13 protein-coding genes are annotated in these 16,825 nt (G+C 29.8%); 11 read left to right on the forward strand and 2 right to left on the reverse strand.

Going from position 1 to position 16,825, the window contains the following annotated elements; genetic code table 11:
- Positions 1–28 precede the first annotated feature (28 nt).
- Together HMPREF2930_RS11005 and HMPREF2930_RS11010 are read left to right on the forward strand one after the other, a co-directional pair.
- Positions 29–2,068 (forward strand): cation:proton antiporter, encoded by a 2,040-nt coding sequence (locus HMPREF2930_RS11005; protein WP_017176020.1) that lies wholly within the window; start codon positions 29–31, stop codon positions 2,066–2,068.
- A 182-nt stretch (positions 2,069–2,250) separates the two neighbouring features.
- On the forward strand, positions 2,251–2,898 hold the full coding sequence (locus tag HMPREF2930_RS11010) for a metal-dependent transcriptional regulator (protein ID WP_017176019.1): 648 nt from the start codon (positions 2,251–2,253) through the stop codon (positions 2,896–2,898).
- A 41-nt stretch (positions 2,899–2,939) separates the two neighbouring features.
- Here HMPREF2930_RS11010 and HMPREF2930_RS11015 read toward each other — a convergent pair whose 3' ends face one another.
- A complete protein-coding gene (locus HMPREF2930_RS11015) occupies positions 2,940–3,683 on the reverse strand; it encodes a M50 family metallopeptidase (protein ID WP_017176018.1) in 744 nt (247 codons plus the stop codon).
- A 178-nt stretch (positions 3,684–3,861) separates the two neighbouring features.
- On the opposite strand from HMPREF2930_RS11015, the gene tarA reads away from it, so the two are divergent.
- A complete protein-coding gene (gene tarA, locus HMPREF2930_RS11020; protein WP_017176017.1) occupies positions 3,862–4,620 on the forward strand; it encodes an N-acetylglucosaminyldiphosphoundecaprenol N-acetyl-beta-D-mannosaminyltransferase TarA in 759 nt (252 codons plus the stop codon).
- 47 nt (positions 4,621–4,667) lie between these two features.
- On the opposite strand, the gene tagH is transcribed toward tarA, so the two are convergent.
- Positions 4,668–5,462, reverse strand: a complete 795-nt coding sequence (gene tagH, locus HMPREF2930_RS11025; protein WP_017176016.1) for a teichoic acids export ABC transporter ATP-binding subunit TagH — start codon at positions 5,460–5,462, stop codon at positions 4,668–4,670.
- 314 nt (positions 5,463–5,776) lie between these two features.
- Here tagH and HMPREF2930_RS11030 point away from each other — a divergent pair, with 314 nt between their 5' ends.
- The 8 genes from HMPREF2930_RS11030 to HMPREF2930_RS11065 all read left to right on the forward strand — a co-directional run bounded on the left by HMPREF2930_RS11030 (position 5,777) and on the right by HMPREF2930_RS11065 (position 16,694).
- Positions 5,777–6,589 (forward strand): ABC transporter permease, encoded by an 813-nt coding sequence (locus HMPREF2930_RS11030; RefSeq protein WP_017176015.1) that lies wholly within the window; start codon positions 5,777–5,779, stop codon positions 6,587–6,589.
- Between the two features lie 222 nt (positions 6,590–6,811).
- A complete protein-coding gene (gene tarB, locus HMPREF2930_RS11035) occupies positions 6,812–7,906 on the forward strand; it encodes a teichoic acid glycerol-phosphate primase TarB (RefSeq protein WP_025987151.1) in 1,095 nt (364 codons plus the stop codon).
- Positions 7,903–8,967, forward strand: coding sequence for a glycosyltransferase family 2 protein (locus HMPREF2930_RS11040; RefSeq protein ID WP_017176013.1), 1,065 nt, complete (start codon positions 7,903–7,905; stop codon positions 8,965–8,967). Before tarB ends, HMPREF2930_RS11040 begins: the two co-directional genes overlap by 4 nt.
- A 105-nt stretch (positions 8,968–9,072) precedes the next feature.
- Complete coding sequence (gene tagD / locus HMPREF2930_RS11045; RefSeq protein WP_017176012.1) at positions 9,073–9,471, forward strand: glycerol-3-phosphate cytidylyltransferase; 399 nt, start codon at positions 9,073–9,075, stop codon at positions 9,469–9,471.
- Between the two features lie 306 nt (positions 9,472–9,777).
- Complete coding sequence (locus HMPREF2930_RS11050) at positions 9,778–11,505, forward strand: ABC transporter ATP-binding protein (protein WP_017176011.1); 1,728 nt, start codon at positions 9,778–9,780, stop codon at positions 11,503–11,505.
- Between the two features lie 154 nt (positions 11,506–11,659).
- Positions 11,660–13,831, forward strand: a complete 2,172-nt coding sequence (locus HMPREF2930_RS11330; RefSeq protein WP_017176010.1) for a bifunctional glycosyltransferase/CDP-glycerol:glycerophosphate glycerophosphotransferase — start codon at positions 11,660–11,662, stop codon at positions 13,829–13,831.
- 282 nt (positions 13,832–14,113) lie between these two features.
- Entirely contained in the window at positions 14,114–15,346 is a 1,233-nt protein-coding gene (locus HMPREF2930_RS11060) for a NupC/NupG family nucleoside CNT transporter (protein ID WP_017176009.1), read from the forward strand.
- A gap of 514 nt (positions 15,347–15,860) precedes the next feature.
- Positions 15,861–16,694, forward strand: a complete 834-nt coding sequence (locus HMPREF2930_RS11065) for a YitT family protein (RefSeq protein ID WP_017176008.1) — start codon at positions 15,861–15,863, stop codon at positions 16,692–16,694.
- The last annotated feature ends 131 nt before the right edge of the window (positions 16,695–16,825 follow it).

Here is a 16,825-nt window from a genome sequence, read left to right on the forward strand (position 1 = left end):
ATTAAATATGAAATAATGGGGTGAAAGTTTGGAAATATTTGAAACGATTCTCATATTTCTAGCTGTTGTTATTGTAAGCTCCTTTGTTCATACTTTTATTCCTAAAGTACCTCTTGCATTTATTCAAATCATATTAGGAATGATCCTCTTTATATTGCCTGTACCAGTTGAATTCAATTTTGATTCTGAACTCTTTATGCTAGCTACCATTGCACCTTTATTATTTGTTGAAGGTGTTAATGTATCTAGGGTACATTTACGAAGATATATTAAACCTGTCATGTTAATGGCATTAGGTTTAGTAATTACTACCGTCATAGGTGTAGGGTTATTTATTCACTTAGTATGGCCAGATTTACCAATTGGTGCAGCGTTTGCGATTGCCGCAATTCTCTGTCCTACCGATGCTCCGGCAGTGCAAGCTATTACTCAAGGTAAAGTATTACCAAAAGGTGCAATGACGATTTTAGAAGGTGAGTCTTTATTAAATGATGCTGCAGGTATCATTTCATTTAAAATAGCAGTAGGGGTACTTGTTACTGGCGCTTTCTCATTATTTGAAGCGATTCAACAATTCTTAATTGCTTCAATCGGAGGGGCCATTGTAGGATTGTTAATCGGTATATTACTTGTTCGATTCCGTCTAACATTAACACGACGTGGTATTGAAAATATTAATATGTTTGTATTTCTTCAATTGTTAACACCATTTGTAACCTATCTTGTGGCAGAACTATTCCATGCTTCAGGTATTATTGCTGCTGTAGTGGCTGGACTTGTTCATGGTTTTGAACGTGACCGTATTGCTCAAACACGTACACGCCTTCAACTAAGTTATAACCATACGTGGAATATTTTAGGCTATGCGTTAAATGGTTTTGTATTCTCGATACTTGGTTTCTTAGTGCCGGAAGTCATTGTAAAAATTATTAAAAGTGAACCACATAACTTACTTTTCTTAATAGGAATTACTTTATTAGTAGCATTGGCTGTATATGTATTTAGATTTATTTGGGTTTATGTACTATATCCTTTATTTTATCTATCAGTCAGTCCATTCCAAAAATTAATGAATGATGATGGAACAAATACGAAAGAGAAACCCCCTAAACGAAGTATGTATGCGTTAATTATGACTTTTTGTGGTGTTCATGGAACAATTTCACTCGCAATCGCATTAACGTTACCTTACTATTTAGAAAATCATGAGTCATTTAAGTATCGTAATGACTTACTCTTTATTTCTTCAGGTATGGTTATCTTAAGCTTAGTGATTGCACAAATCATTTTACCTTTTGTTACGAAAAATGCACCTCAACCTAAAATAGGAAGTATGAATTTTAAAGAAGCAAGAATTTATATTTTAGAACACGTGATTGATTATTTAAACAAACGTTCCTCATTTGAAACAAGCTATCGATATGGAAATGTTATTAAAGAATATCATGATAAATTAACTTTCCTAAAATCAGTAGAAAAAGATGACGAGAATTCAAAAGAGCTGGAACGTTTACAACGAATTGCTTTTAACGTAGAAACAAAAACGCTTGAAAAATTAGCAGATGAAGGCGAAATTACGGAAAGCATGTTAGAAAACTATATGCGATTTGCTGAACGTACACAAGTTTATAGACAAGCTTCACTCAGTCGTCGTATTATTGTTGGAATTAGAGGATTACTTTTGAAACGTCATATTCGTACACGTACAAATGCAGCTTCATCATTAAGTGTTACTGAAAACTTAATGGAACTTTCTAAAATCAATAAAAGAGTCCATTATAATGTTGTAAGCCGACTTGTTAAAGAGGCAAATGAAGATAATAAATTAGAAGTGGGTATGATATGTGATGGATATTTAATGAGAATAGACAACTTATCACCATCTAACTTCTTTAACACACGTTCTGAAGATTCAATTACTAAAATTAAGTTGAATGCTTTAAGAGAGCAACGTCGTATTTTAACTGAACTTATTAGTGATGAAGAGATTACAGAAGCGACAGCTTTAAAATTACGTGAGGCAATTAACTATGATGAAATGGTTATTGTAGACAGTTTAACTGATTAATTTAATAATAATTAATACTAAACCTAAGATACCTCGCTATGTCTTAGGTTTTTTTTAGTATAAATGGAAGGTTTAAAATTGAAATTTAAGATGTATTCCTCTTATTGTAAGATGATAGAAGACAACCACATTACTCAACCATTCGTGATACAATAAGATGAAACTGTTTATGAGGTGAAATCATGTTAACTGAAGAAAAAGAGGATTATCTCAAAGCAATTCTAACTAATGGTGGTGATAGCGCTTTTGTTTCAAATAAAATACTATCTCAATATTTAGATATAAAACCACCTTCTGTAAGTGAGATGGTAAATCGTTTAGAAAAAGCTGGATTTGTTGAAACTAAACATTATAAAGGGGTAAAACTCTCTGAAGAAGGTCTCTCTCATACACTCGATATTATAAAAAGACATCGTTTATTAGAACAATTTTTAATTGAAGTGTTAAATTATAATTGGGAAGAAGTACATCAAGAAGCGGAAATTTTAGAGCATAAAATTTCTGACTTATTTTTAGAAAGGATAGATAAACTGTTAAATTATCCTGAAACTTGTCCGCATGGAGGAGTTATTCCAAGAAATTATATTTATAAAGAAAAGTATAATGACTCATTACTTGAATATGATGAAGGAGACATAGTAAACATTAAACGTGTTCGCGATAGAACGGATTTACTTGTTTATCTATCCAGTAAGCATATTTCAATTGGAGATAACATTGAAATAGTATCCAAAGATAAAACCAATAAAGTCATGATTATAAATAATAATACAACTATGACGATTCTAAGTTATGATAATGCAATGAATATATTTGTGGAGAAAAATTAAACAAACCGTCATCTATTCAACTTGAATATGATGAGCCGTTTTTAAATCATAAATTTGTATATTAAATATAAAGAGAAACCGTTAATCATAATCCAAAATAGACTATAAAATAATGTTGGTAAATGTGTCAATTCAGCTAAAGTATTACCATCCCAATGTGTTTTTACTCTTTGGAAAGTCAATAATATAATTGTCCAACTAGATTGCAAAACTTCTCCTAATAGGACACCTAAGATAAGATGGCATAGGAGGACTACGATATAAAAAATCATAAATTGATTATTGTCTTGCAATAAAAAATACAATAATGAAATTAAAATGATTAAAACGATAATGGGAGACAATTTTCGAGATGTTAAATTAAGGTAATACACAAATATCAAACTATATAAGATTAAAAATAAGCTTGGATAGTTAAAATGAATGGTCCAAAAACCTATCATTAACATGATTGGTGGCATGACATATCCACCTAATGTCGTAATACATTGTCCAGTAACTGATTTAGATTGTGTTATTGCATAGCCTTGTTGTAACGTTTCTTTACGTTCACTAGGGCGTACAACAATGACAAGATCTTTAGCATGCCCCCCACTTAACTTATTAAATAGAATGTGACCCATTTCATGAGTCAGTACTGGAATATAATTTAAGTAAATATCTAAATATTGACTAAAAGAACAATGTCGATTTTGATGAATAATTATATAAAATATTGCTATAATAATGACTAAATAAATATTTAAGATAACAGTCGTAGTTAAAAATTGTTGCAAATAATCCATAATCAACCTCACGTTAATAGTATGACTTCTATTATAAATCATTAAGATAAACTGGACCTTTAGACTTTAGACGTATTTTTGAATACAATGATAAAAATAATATATGATGAATAAGTTGAGGTTATTATAAATTCATTACAACATATAAAGAGGGTAAGAAAGCAGGGAGTTAACGTAAATGTATAGTTCAAAAAAGAAAAAAAACGATAAAGTAGATATATTAGGCGTACAATTCGATAATGTGACAATGTTGGATATGGTTGAAAATATTAAACATTTTTTTGAAAATAATACAAATGATAACTTGTTTATTGTAACTGCTAATCCTGAAATCGTAGTGTATGCTTCTGAACATGTAACCTATAGAAAGCTTATAAATAGTGCAAGTTATATCATTGCGGATGGTACAGGTGTAGTTAAAGCTTCTAATAGATTAAAACAACCATTAAAGCGACGTGTACCAGGTATTGAACTTATGGAAGAATGTATTAAATTTGCACACGAGCAAAGTCAAAAGGTATACTTGTTAGGATCAAAAAATGAAATTGTTGCGCAAGCACAACATAAATTACAACAGAAATATCCTAATGTTACTTTTGAGTATCATCATGGGTATATTGATCTGTCAGATGAAACTGTAGTGAAAAGAATTCAACGTTTCAATCCTGACTATTTGTTTGTTGGAATGGGCTTTCCAAAACAAGAAGAATGGATTCAAAAAAATGAAAGTAATTTTAAGCATACAGTAATGATGGGGGTAGGTGGCTCGTTAGAAGTGTTTAGTGGTACTAAAAAAAGAGCGCCCCGTCTTTTTAGGAATTTAAATATTGAATGGGTATACCGATTACTTATTGACTGGAAGCGAATAGGTCGTATAAAAAGTATTCCTAAATTTATGTTTAAAGTTTGGAAATTGCAGAATAAGAAGAAAAAATAAAAGAGGATGAGACTTAAGCCTATGAATCGCTTAGGTCTCTACCTCTTTTACTTTACAACAAACCGTTTTTCATCAAGTTGTTGTCTAAATGCTTTTTGATCTTTTTTAGATTTTTTCTTAAAATCTTTTAAAAATTGCTCATATTTAGGTAACACTGTATCTAATTCACCAAATTCTTTTAGCTTTCCACCTTCAATCCAAGCGATTTTAGTACAGAATTCACGCACTTGTCTGATATTATGACTTACAAAGAAAATCGTTTTATTTGCTTCTTTAAACTCATATATTTTATCTAAACATTTTTGAGTAAATGTTTGATCGCCAACAGATAGTGCTTCATCGATAACTAAAATGTCAGGATTAATCGTTACATTGATAGAGAAACCAAGTTTCGCACGCATACCGCTTGAATAGTTTTTAACAGGTTGATAAATGAATTCGCCAAGCTCACTAAATTCAATAACTTGAGGCATAAGTCTTTTAATTTCTTTCTTTTTAAACCCCATACAAAGCATTTTAAATTCAATATTTTCAATGCCCGTCAGTCTCCCATTTAAACCGGCATTAATGGCGATGACACTTACTTCACCATGACGATCTATATTTCCAGAACTTGGAGATAATGAACCACCAATCATATTGCTTAACGTGGATTTTCCTGAACCATTTATACCTACTAAACCAATCACATCACCTTCATAAGCAGTAATAGACACATCATTTAAAGCAAAGAAGGTTTTGTTTTTATTTTTAGGAATTAACGCATCTTTGATACGTTCTTTATTATTGCGATATATTCGATATTCTTTTGTCACATGATTTATGTTAACAGATACGCTCATGATTTTTCCTTTCTTATGATTTATTATATAGATTATAATACATCACTCAATAGTTGTTAAATTTATTAACCTAGTGTAAAGTGTATATGAGATTTTGTATCTTTTTTGTAAACAATATATTAATTTTACTTTCTTTTCTGAATTAAGTCTATCCTAATAAAATTTTCGACGAATAAGTTGCGTAAATATATAATGGATTTATATGAATCATTTTAAACGTTGATTTAGAAATTTTATAATAAAACGATTTTAATCAGTAGTTAAAGAAATTAAAAGCCATTATGAATTTACAATTGAAAGTGTGGTTTATTTCAATGTCGGCAGTAGGAACTGTTTTTAAAGAACATATAAAAAACTTTTATTTAGTGCAACGACTTGCACAATTTCAAATTAAAATAACAAATACAAATAATTACTTAGGTATGGCTTGGGAATTACTTAACCCAGCACTTCAAATTATGGTGTATTGGTTTGTCTTCGGTATGGGAATTCGTAGTAATCAACCGATACATGGCATTCCATTTATTTTATGGTTACTAGTAGGAATTAGCATGTGGTTCTTTGTTAACCAAGGTATTCTTGAAGGTACGAAATCAGTATCTATGAAGTTTAACCAAGTAGCGAAAATGAATTTTCCTTTATCAATTATTCCAACTTATATCGTAACAAGTAAATTTTATGGCCATATTGGCTTATTAGCACTTATTATTGCAATTTGTATGGGAAATGGTATTATGCCGTCTATCCATATTGTACAATTGTTAATTTACGTACCACTAACATTTTTCTTTGTGGCTTCTGTAGCACTTTTTACTTCAACACTTGGAATCATTGTTCGTGACACACAGATGATTATGCAAGCATTACTAAGAATTTTATTCTATATGTCTCCTATTTTATGGATACCAAAAGATACTGGAATTAGTAGCGTAATTAATGACATTATGAAATTTAACCCTGTATACTTTTTAGCTGAGTCTTACCGTGCAGCAATTTTATTCCATCAATGGTACTTTATTGAACATTGGAGATTACTTCTTTATAATATTATTATTATTTTAGTATTCTTTGTATTAGGGTCTATATTACATCGTAGATATCGAGATCATTTTGCAGATTTCTTATAAAATGTGTGCTAGATAAATCAATACTTACATTTATTAGTAGAGAGCCTGAAATGTATTAGATTGCATTTCAAGCTCTTTAGTATATATATCATGAATAAATATAAAATATCGACGATGTCGATAGAGATGTATGTGAAAAGGATAAGGAGTAGAGACAAAATCAATGTATTTCTGTCCTACTCTTTCTTTATAAATTATTTTATTAACGAGTAAGGGGATTAAATGATGACAAGAGTAGTGATAAAAAATATTTATATGACACTTATTACTATCGTAAACCAAATTTTTAGATTTAAACGACTAAAATCGAATCATATTGCGATTTTAATGACATTTCCCGAAGACGTTATGCCAATAATTGAGCAATTAAATCAGAAAGGTTATGAATTAACAGTCATTGCTAAAGAAAAAGAATGGGCTAAGCTAAAGCAATTTAAAAATGTATCTTTTGTTCCTGCAGGAAATAATCATATAGTGAGACATATCAAGACGATAAGTACAGCAAAAGTGATTGTGATTGATACATATTATCTTATGCTCGGAGGGTATCATAAGAAAAAAGGACAGACCATCATCCAAACATGGCATGCTTCAGGTGCTTTAAAAAATTTTGGTTTAACGGATCATCAAGTAGATTTAAATAATAAAAAAATGGTTCAACAATATAAAAGCGTTTATAAGGCTACTGATTATTATTTAGTCGGTGGAGAAGAGATGAGTAAATGTTTTGAAAGTGCTTTTGACGCTAAGCGCACTCAAATGCTTAAGTTGGGTCTACCTCGATTAACCAAATATTTTAAACTAGACCTTAAGACGGAGCAAAAAAAGTTAAAAAAATATTATAATATTCCTAATAAATTAGCATTATATGTGCCTACTTATCGTGAAAATCAAATGGATAATCGTCAAATTGATAAAGTATATTTTGAAAAGCAATTACCCAACTATACTCTCATTAATCAACTTCATCCATCAATCCCTAATAGTGAGCATATTGCGCCAACATCAGAACTAATAATGATGGCTGATATTATTATTAGTGATTATAGCTCTCTACCAATAGAAGCTAGTTTACTCAATAAGCCTACATTATTTTATGTATTTGACGAAGAAGAGTATGAAGAGGTACGTGGATTGAATCAATTTTATCGCGATATTCCAACATTTTATAAAGTGAAACATATAGATGAATTAGTGACTAAGATTAAATATAATGAAAAAGAAATAAAACCATTATTTAAAAATTGGCATAAATATAATAGTGAAAAAAGCTTAGAAAACGTATTGAAATTTATTGAAAAGTTGGTGAAAGAATGAAATTAGCGGTTATTATTCCAGTATACAATGCTGAAAATACAATTCGAAAAGCAGTTAAATCGATTGATACAACACATGACGTAGAAATTATTTGTATTAACGATGGATCAACAGATCGTACAAAACAAGTGTTAACTGAATTGCAAAAAGAAGTTAAACATCTCATTGTTTATCATCAAGACAATCAAGGAGCGGCAAAAAGTAGAAATATGGGTCTTTCTGCAATGTCAGATGATATCGATGCGTTTATGTTCTTAGATGCAGATGATCAATTTTTACCTGGAAAAATGGATCAAATGATTCAATATTATGAAAAAAATGAGCATCTAGATATTGTGATTGGGCAAATCGGTAGAGGATTGAATGGCGACTGGAAAGTTATTCCAACACACGAAGACATTCATCGTGAAGCAATAGTTTCTTTAGCAGAAGCGCCAGAAATACTTCAATCTATTGGACCAGGTGGCAAGTTATTCAAAGCTAAATTTAATACACTAAGATTCGATGAAGATGTAGTATTTTGTGAAGAACATACATTTGTCACTCGTGCTTATTTAATGGCAAGGGATATCCAACTAGTTCCTTTTATAGTATATGGATACAATGAGCGAGAAGGTTCTATTACAGATCAACGTGCAGATACGTTTATATCTTACTTAGAAGATGCTAGAAAAGTTCGATGTGAAGTCATGGATATGTTATTACTTGTCAACGAAAAAGCATATTATAGTTATCGAATGGATGACTTAATTGTCAGCTATCTCATTCAAGCATATTTAATAAAATACAGTAAAGTGACACTTCAAATTATAGACAAAATCACTCAATATATCAGAGATATGCAACATACAAATTATTCTGGAGAAGCGTTGTTTAGAATAGTACAAGCCGTAGAGCAAAGTGCGACTCATTGGACACGTGAGACATATGAGTTATGGAGACATACACTTATTGATGTAGGAATTGGGAGACCTGGTTTTTTACGTTTTCAAGCACAGGTAATGCCTAAAAAATTAGCATTCAGTGGAAAGCAATCATTGAAACGTATAATGAATAAGTAAATGAGAAAGGGTCTGGTCAATATAAAATTAATGGTATGTTAAATATATTTATGCTAAATTAAGATTATTAATTAATGTTAAATATTTGTAAAGGAGAAAGGAAATATGAGAAGAGTCATTACATATGGTACATATGATTTATTACATTATGGTCATATAGAATTACTAAGAAGAGCTCGTGAAATGGGTGATTATTTAATTGTAGCTTTATCTACAGATGAATTTAACCAAATTAAAAATAAAAAATCTTATTATGATTTTGAACAACGTAAAATGATGTTAGAATCTATTCGTTACGTTGATTTAGTGATTCCAGAAGATGGATGGGGTCAAAAAGAAACAGACGTTGATCGTTATGATGTTGATGTGTTTGTTATGGGCCATGACTGGGAAGGTCAATTTGACTTCCTAAAAGACAAATGTGAAGTTGTATACCTAAAACGCACGGAGGGTATTTCAACAACTAAAATTAAACAAGAGCTATACGGAAAAGATGCAAAATAATAATGTATTGAAGGCATATATAAACGCCTTAGAAGTTTAGCTATGTCTCAATCTTTGATTAAATCAAGTAGATAACAATAATTTGTTTGATTTGACTCATCCTTTTGGGAGTGAACAGTGAATTCAAAACGAATTCTAGGGCACTCCTATTTTTATGTAATAAAACATTTTAAATAAAATGCTATACTAAGAACAATCAATCAAATTACCAGTTAAAATACATTTTAATGTACATTTAAATTAGGATAAACACTAAATATAATATCAAAAATACAAATACAAATTGATGATTAAAGAGGTTTATTTATGAAACAACACAATCCATTATTTTTTCTATTTAAACGATTGTCTTGGCCTTATGGTTTAATAATAACTGCTGTTATCATTTCTTCGTTAGGAAGTCTTAGCGGATTATTGATTCCACTGTTTACAGGTCGCTTAGTAGATAAATTTTCTACTAATAATATTAATTGGAATATTGTCGTTCTATTTGCAAGTATATTTATCATTAATGCATTACTTAGCGGTTTAGGTATTTACCTCTTAAGTAAAATTGGAGAAAAAATGATTTATGGTATTCGTTCATTATTGTGGGAGCACATGATTAAACTGAAAATGCCATTTTTTGACAAAAATGAAAGTGGTCAGTTGATGAGTCGTTTAACTGATGATACTAAGGTCATTAACGATTTTATCTCTCAAAAATTACCACAATTACTACCAGCTATTATCACATTGATTGGTTCTATTATTATGCTGTTTATTATGGACTGGCAAATGACTTTACTGACTTTCATAGCTATTCCAATATTTATGGGTATTATGATTCCACTTGGAAGACGTATGCAAAAAATTTCAAAACATACCCAAGCAGAAATTGCCAATTTTAGTGGGTTATTAGGTCGTGTATTGACAGAAATGCGTTTAGTAAAAATTTCTAATACTGAACAAAAAGAATTAAATAATGCACATTATAACTTAAATGAAATATATAAATTAGGTTTAAGACAAGCAAAAATAGTAGCGATTATTCAACCTATTTCAAGTGTAATTATGTTATTAATGATAGCCATTATTTTAGGATTTGGTGCCATTAGAATTGCTACAGGTGCTATTACAGCAGGTGCTTTAATAGCTATGATTTTTTATGTGATGCAGTTATCTATGCCGCTTATGAACTTATCTACACTCGTTACTGATTACAAAAAAGCTGTAGGTGCAAGTCAACGTATTTATGAAATTATGCAAGAACCCGTTGAACCGATGGAACAGTTAAAACCCATTGCTAATATCAACATTGAGAATGGAGCACTTGAATTTAATAACGTAGAATTTAAATATGATGTAAAAACGATTCTTGATCATGTATCATTTCGTATACCTCAGGGTGACATTAGTGCTTTTGTTGGTCCTTCAGGTTCTGGGAAAAGTACTATTTTTAATTTAATTGAACGTATGTATGATATCGATAATGGTGATATTACATATGGCAATGAAAGTATTTATGATATTCCAATTACAAATTGGCGTAGCAAAATTGGATATGTCATGCAGTCAAACTCTATGATGACAGGAACAATTCGAGATAATATCTTATATGGTATTAACCGTAATGTCTCTGATGAAGAACTAATTAAATATGCAAAACTAGCAAACTGTCATGACTTTATTATGCAATTTGATGAAGGATACGATACATTAGTGGGCGAACGTGGATTAAAACTGTCCGGGGGGCAACGACAACGTATTGATATCGCTAGAAGTTTTGTGAAAAATCCAGACATATTGTTACTTGATGAAGCTACTGCAAATCTTGATAGTGAAAGTGAACAAAAAATTCAAGAAGCTTTAGAAGTATTGATGAAAGGTAGAACAACAATAGTGATTGCACACCGTCTGTCTACGATTAAAAAGGCAGGTCAAATTATTTTTATTGATCAAGGACGTGTGACAGGTGAAGGTACACATGACGAATTAATGAAATATCATGAGAAATATCATCAATTTGTGACTACACAAAATATAAATAAATAATGGATGTCGAACATCCAAATATCACGATGATAAAGTAATCTATAATTTTACAGTGTAGATGAAAAAATCTTAGACTGATAAGATATAGTTAGTACACAAACACATTGCTTAAAAATTAATTGAATAAACATAAATAAAATTGGAGAGAATGATATTGAATAAACTATCAATAATTATTACATATTTTAATAGTGAAGAATATATTGAAGATTGTATTAATAGCTTAAAAACTCAAAGGAATCAAGATTTTGAGATCATTATTGTAGATGATGGTTCTACGGATCATTCAACACAAATCTTAAATAAAACGTTAGCATCTTATGATAAAGATGTGACGTTTATTCAACTTGAAACAAATACTGGTCATGCACATGCTAGAAATATCGCTTTAGACTTAGCAAAAGGTCAATACGTGATGTTTTTAGATGCGGATGATCAATTAGCCTCATATGCTATTGAATATTATTTAAATCATATCAATGGTTTAGATACATTAATTGCGCCGATACACAAATTTACAATGCAACGTCCTCAATATGTAGATAAAGATAAGATACGTTTGCAGTATCGATCACATCATTCATATCCTAATTCAATTTTACGAAAAGAAACTGCATGTAATATTTTATTTAGAAATGCAATTATTAAAGCACATGACATTAAATTTAATGAAGATTTAAGCATTTTTATTGATAATTCATTTGTATTAGAGTATCTGAAATATGCTGAACATTTTGTTAGAATTGTTAATTTTCCGTTTTATTATCGTGGTGAAGTATATGATCCATTTAATGGTAATACATTAAGTGATCAAGATTTTATTGATAAATTTGAAGACTATACAAATAGTTTCTTTGATGCTATACAAAGAACTACAAATAAAGAAGTTAAGAAATTTTTAGTCCAAAGAATGAAAAATGAAATTAAAAAAGGTTTTGATCCTTCGCTTAGAGATATTAAAGCAAGATATATTGCTTTAGAACACACTCTAGTTAAAGTAGTAAAAGCACTAAAATGGAATATCATTAAAGATGGTAAGTTGTTATATAATCTTGAAATCATGTTTTTATCTATGGACGACATTGAGAATGCAAGATATGTGAATGAATTACGTAAAAAAACACGTTTATTTAAAAGTATTCTTACAAACAGTAAGATGAAAGAACGTGCTAAATATCAACTTACTGATAATGAAAATATGGTAGATCCACATACGATTGTATTTGAGTCATTTGGTGGTAAAAATTACAGTGATAGTCCAAAGTATATATATGAATATATGCAACAACACTATCCACAATATAAATATATTTGGGTCTTTTCTAAGCCTAATAACAATATTATTCCTGGAAATGCAACTAAAGTGAAAAAAGGATCCAAAGAATATTATGAGGCTTATGCTAAAGCGAAATACTGGATTTCGAATGCTCGATTACCATTGTATTTAAATAAAAAAGAGAATCAAATGTATATTCAAACTTGGCACGGTACACCGTTAAAACGTTTAGCAAATGATATGAAAGTGGTAAGAATGCCAGGAACAACAACAGCAAATTATAAAAAGAATTTTTATACAGAAGCATCTCGTTGGAATTATTTAGTATCTCCAAACCGTTATTCTACGGATATCTTTAAGTCTGCTTTTTGGATGAATGAAGAAAGAATTTGGGAAATTGGCTATCCAAGAAATGATGTATTAGTTACAAGACAAAATGATACTGAGTATATAGAACAAATTAAAAAAGATTTAAATTTACCAAAAGATAAAAAAGTCATTATGTATGCGCCAACTTGGAGAGATGATGAATTCGTTAAAAAAGGTCAATATTTATTTGATTTGAAAATAAATTTAGCTAATTTAAAAGAGCAAATTGGAGATGACTATGTCATTTTACTAAGAATGCATTATCTTATTGCAAATGCATTAGATCTAACTGGATACGATGACTTTGCTATTGATGTTTCAAATTATAATGATATTTCAGAATTATATTTAATATCTGATGCGCTTATTACTGACTACTCGTCAGTGATGTTTGATTATGGTATTTTAAAACGTCCTCAATTTTTCTTTGCTTATGATATCGAAAAATACGATAAAGGTCTTCGTGGCTTCTATATGAATTATATGGAAGATTTACCAGGAGAAATTATTACAGATGAATTTAAACTTGCTGAAGAATTAAAACATTTAGATACACATAAAGAAAAATATAAAGATAAAATTGAAGCGTTCTATAATGATTTTTGTTCAATTGAAAAAGGTCAATCTTCTAAATTTATAGCAGACTATATTCATATTGATATTCATGAAAATGAATCATAAAATCAAATGACATAAAGAATGGGAAAAATTTACTTTGAATTCGTTTTCCCATTCTTTTTCTATATAACCGTATTAAGTTTAAATGGTATTTATGATAAATAACATCAAAAAAGAAAAATAGACAATTATTTTATTAAATATGTTATTTTAACGAACATTTTCTCGTGGTATAATGTTAAATGTATTTTTTACAGAACATTAGTTGTTATTTTATGAAAATAGTACGGTTCTATTTAAGGGTAATGTGATACATATTAATTTTAAAATGTGGGTAGGTGTCTTATGTTTTTACTAATAAATATCATTGGATTACTTGTGTTTTTAGGAATAGCAGTTTTATTTTCTAGAGATCGCAAACATATTCAATGGAAGTCTATATTAATCTTAGTTCTTTTAAATGTATTCTTAGCATGGTTCTTTGTATATTTCCAAATTGGAAGATCGATTGTTGAAGGTTTAGCAGCTGCCATTGCTTGGGTTATTCAATCAGCTCATACTGGAACAGGTTTTGCATTCAGTAGTTTTACAAGTGGTAAACAAATGGATATGGCAGTGAGTGCATTATTTCCAATTTTATTAGTTGTTCCACTATTTGATATTCTTATGTATTTTAATATTCTTCCTAAAATTATTGGAGGAATTGGTTTTGTACTTGCGAAAATTACACGTCAACCTAAATTTGAATCATTCTTTGGTATCGAAATGATGTTTTTAGGAAATACAGAGGCGCTTGCAGTCTCTAATGAACAACTTAAGCGTATGAACGAAATGCGTGTATTAACAGTTGCAATGATGTCAATGAGTTCTATTTCTGGAGCTATTGTAGGTGCCTATGTTCAAATGATTCCTGGTGAATTAGTGTTAACGGCGATTCCTTTAAATATTATTAATGCAATTATTGTCGCTTCTATTTTAAATCCTGTTACTGTTGAAGAAAAAGAAGATATTATCTATAGCATTAATAATGATGAAAAAATTGAACGTCAACCTTTCTTCTCATTTTTAGGAGATTCAGTATTAAATGCAGGTAAATTAGTATTAATTATTATCGCTTTTGTTATTAGTTTTGTCGCGTTGGCTGATTTTTTAGATCGTTTTATTAATTTGATTACTGGATTAGTAGGCAGTTGGATGGGTATGAAAGGTAGTTTTGGTTTAAACCAAATCTTAGGCGTCTTTATGTATCCATTTGCTTTATTGCTTGGCTTACCATGGGGTGAGGCATGGATAGTGGCACAACAGATGTCCAAAAAAATCGTTACAAACGAATTTGTAGTTATGGGTGAAATTACAAAAGTAATTGACACATATAGCGCACATCGTCGTGCAGTGATATCAACATTCTTAGTTTCATTTGCAAACTTCTCTACAATTGGGATGATTGTTGGTACATTAAAGGGTATAGTTGATAAGAAAACATCAGATTTTGTTTCAAAATATGTACCGATGATGTTATTATCAGGTATTTTAGTTTCACTACTTACTGCAGCATTTGTTGGTTTATTTGCATGGTAAGGTATTAAAATTTAAATCATTTTATAGTCAACCATTAGGAGTGAACATTGAATTCGAAAAGAATTCTATGTCACTCCTATTTTTATTATTCATTTTATTGCATGATAAAAACCAAGCATGCAAAGTGAGGAGACACTTTATATACTTGGTTTTTATGGGAAATGAATATTAATGTACTTGTAACGGTAAGGACTAGGTACTGTCACAGTACTTCGAGCAAAATTTGTTTTGTTACTATAAACAACACAAAGGAGATAACTTCTTGTAATTAAGAAGTTATACATAGTATAGCAAACTAATATTTATAAGTAAACGAAAAATTCAGAAAATTTCCACGTATTTTTTATTAGTACATTAGATTTAAAGATGAATATGTATCTTATTTAAATTAAATCTTTATATTTTAAGATATTTAAAATTTATTAATACATTTATTTTTAAAAAGCATATTGTAGGGAATGATGAGACTATGCTAACATTTTAATCGTTATAGTCGTAAAAGGAGTGAGTGTTTTTGAACAAAAATATAAAAAATATACTTTTAGTTATACTAGGCTCTTTTATCTTTTCAGCAGGAGTCAATGCATTTATTATATCAGGTAATTTAGGTGAAGGTGGCGTCACAGGTATTGCTATTGTATTATATTACGCTTTTCATATTTCACCAGCGCTCACTAACTTCGTTGCTAATGCAATATTGATTGTTATTGGGTATAAATTTTTAAGTAAAAAAAGTACGATATTAACAATTATTGCTACTGTACTTATTTCTGTTTTCTTAAGTCTTACAGAATCATGGCACGTAGAAACAGGTAATGTCATCATCAATGCAGTATTTGGCGGCACAAGTGTTGGACTAGGTATTGGAATAATCGTTTTAGCAGGTGGCACTACAGCTGGAACAACAATATTAGCAAGAATAGCTAATAAATACTTAGATGTTAGTACAGCATACGCATTATTATTTTTTGATTTAATCGTAGTAGCCATTTCTTTAACAGTACTACCGTTAAGTAAAGCATTGGTAACTGTGATTTCACTTTATATAGGCACGAAAGTAATGGATTATGTTATAGAAGGACTTAATACAAAAAAAGCAATGACAATTATTTCTAGCAAACCTGAAGAGGTAGCTAAGGCTATTGATGAACAAGTTGGTAGAGGCCTTACTATATTGAATGGACATGGTTATTATAGTAGAGAAGAAAAAGACGTTTTGTATGTTGTTGTAGCTAAAACGCAAGTAACTCGTGCCAAACGAATTATAAAAAAAATAGATAAGAATGCTTTCTTGGTTATTCATGACGTGCGTGATGTTTATGGAAATGGTTTTTTAATCGATGAATAAAAAAGGGCCCTAAAAATTTGAGGCGTTTTATGTATATCTCAGATTTTTAGGGTTATTTTTTATAATCGTCTCATAGTAAAAAGAATAGTCAAAAATGTGTATAAATGGTATAATAGCAATAATTAATTGAG

This window comes from Staphylococcus sp. HMSC068C09, from assembly GCF_001813735.1.
In the GTDB taxonomy this organism is placed as follows: domain Bacteria; phylum Bacillota; class Bacilli; order Staphylococcales; family Staphylococcaceae; genus Staphylococcus; species Staphylococcus hominis.

What these genes read in the sequence shown, in the direction of transcription:
- HMPREF2930_RS11030 (WP_017176015.1), top strand. Translation starts at nt 5,777, where the DNA reads ATGTCGGCAGTAGGAACTGTTTTTAAAGAACATATAAAAAACTTTTAT.
- HMPREF2930_RS11010 (WP_017176019.1), top strand. Translation starts at nt 2,251, where the DNA reads ATGTTAACTGAAGAAAAAGAGGATTATCTCAAAGCAATTCTAACTAAT.
- HMPREF2930_RS11040 (WP_017176013.1), top strand. Translation starts at nt 7,903, where the DNA reads ATGAAATTAGCGGTTATTATTCCAGTATACAATGCTGAAAATACAATT.
- tarB (WP_025987151.1), top strand. Translation starts at nt 6,812, where the DNA reads ATGATGACAAGAGTAGTGATAAAAAATATTTATATGACACTTATTACT.
- HMPREF2930_RS11050 (WP_017176011.1), top strand. Translation starts at nt 9,778, where the DNA reads ATGAAACAACACAATCCATTATTTTTTCTATTTAAACGATTGTCTTGG.
- tarA (WP_017176017.1), top strand. Translation starts at nt 3,862, where the DNA reads ATGTATAGTTCAAAAAAGAAAAAAAACGATAAAGTAGATATATTAGGC.
- tagD (WP_017176012.1), top strand. Translation starts at nt 9,073, where the DNA reads ATGAGAAGAGTCATTACATATGGTACATATGATTTATTACATTATGGT.
- HMPREF2930_RS11060 (WP_017176009.1), top strand. Translation starts at nt 14,114, where the DNA reads ATGTTTTTACTAATAAATATCATTGGATTACTTGTGTTTTTAGGAATA.
- tagH (WP_017176016.1), bottom strand. Translation starts at nt 5,462, where the DNA reads ATGAGCGTATCTGTTAACATAAATCATGTGACAAAAGAATATCGAATA.
- HMPREF2930_RS11015 (WP_017176018.1), bottom strand. Translation starts at nt 3,683, where the DNA reads ATGGATTATTTGCAACAATTTTTAACTACGACTGTTATCTTAAATATT.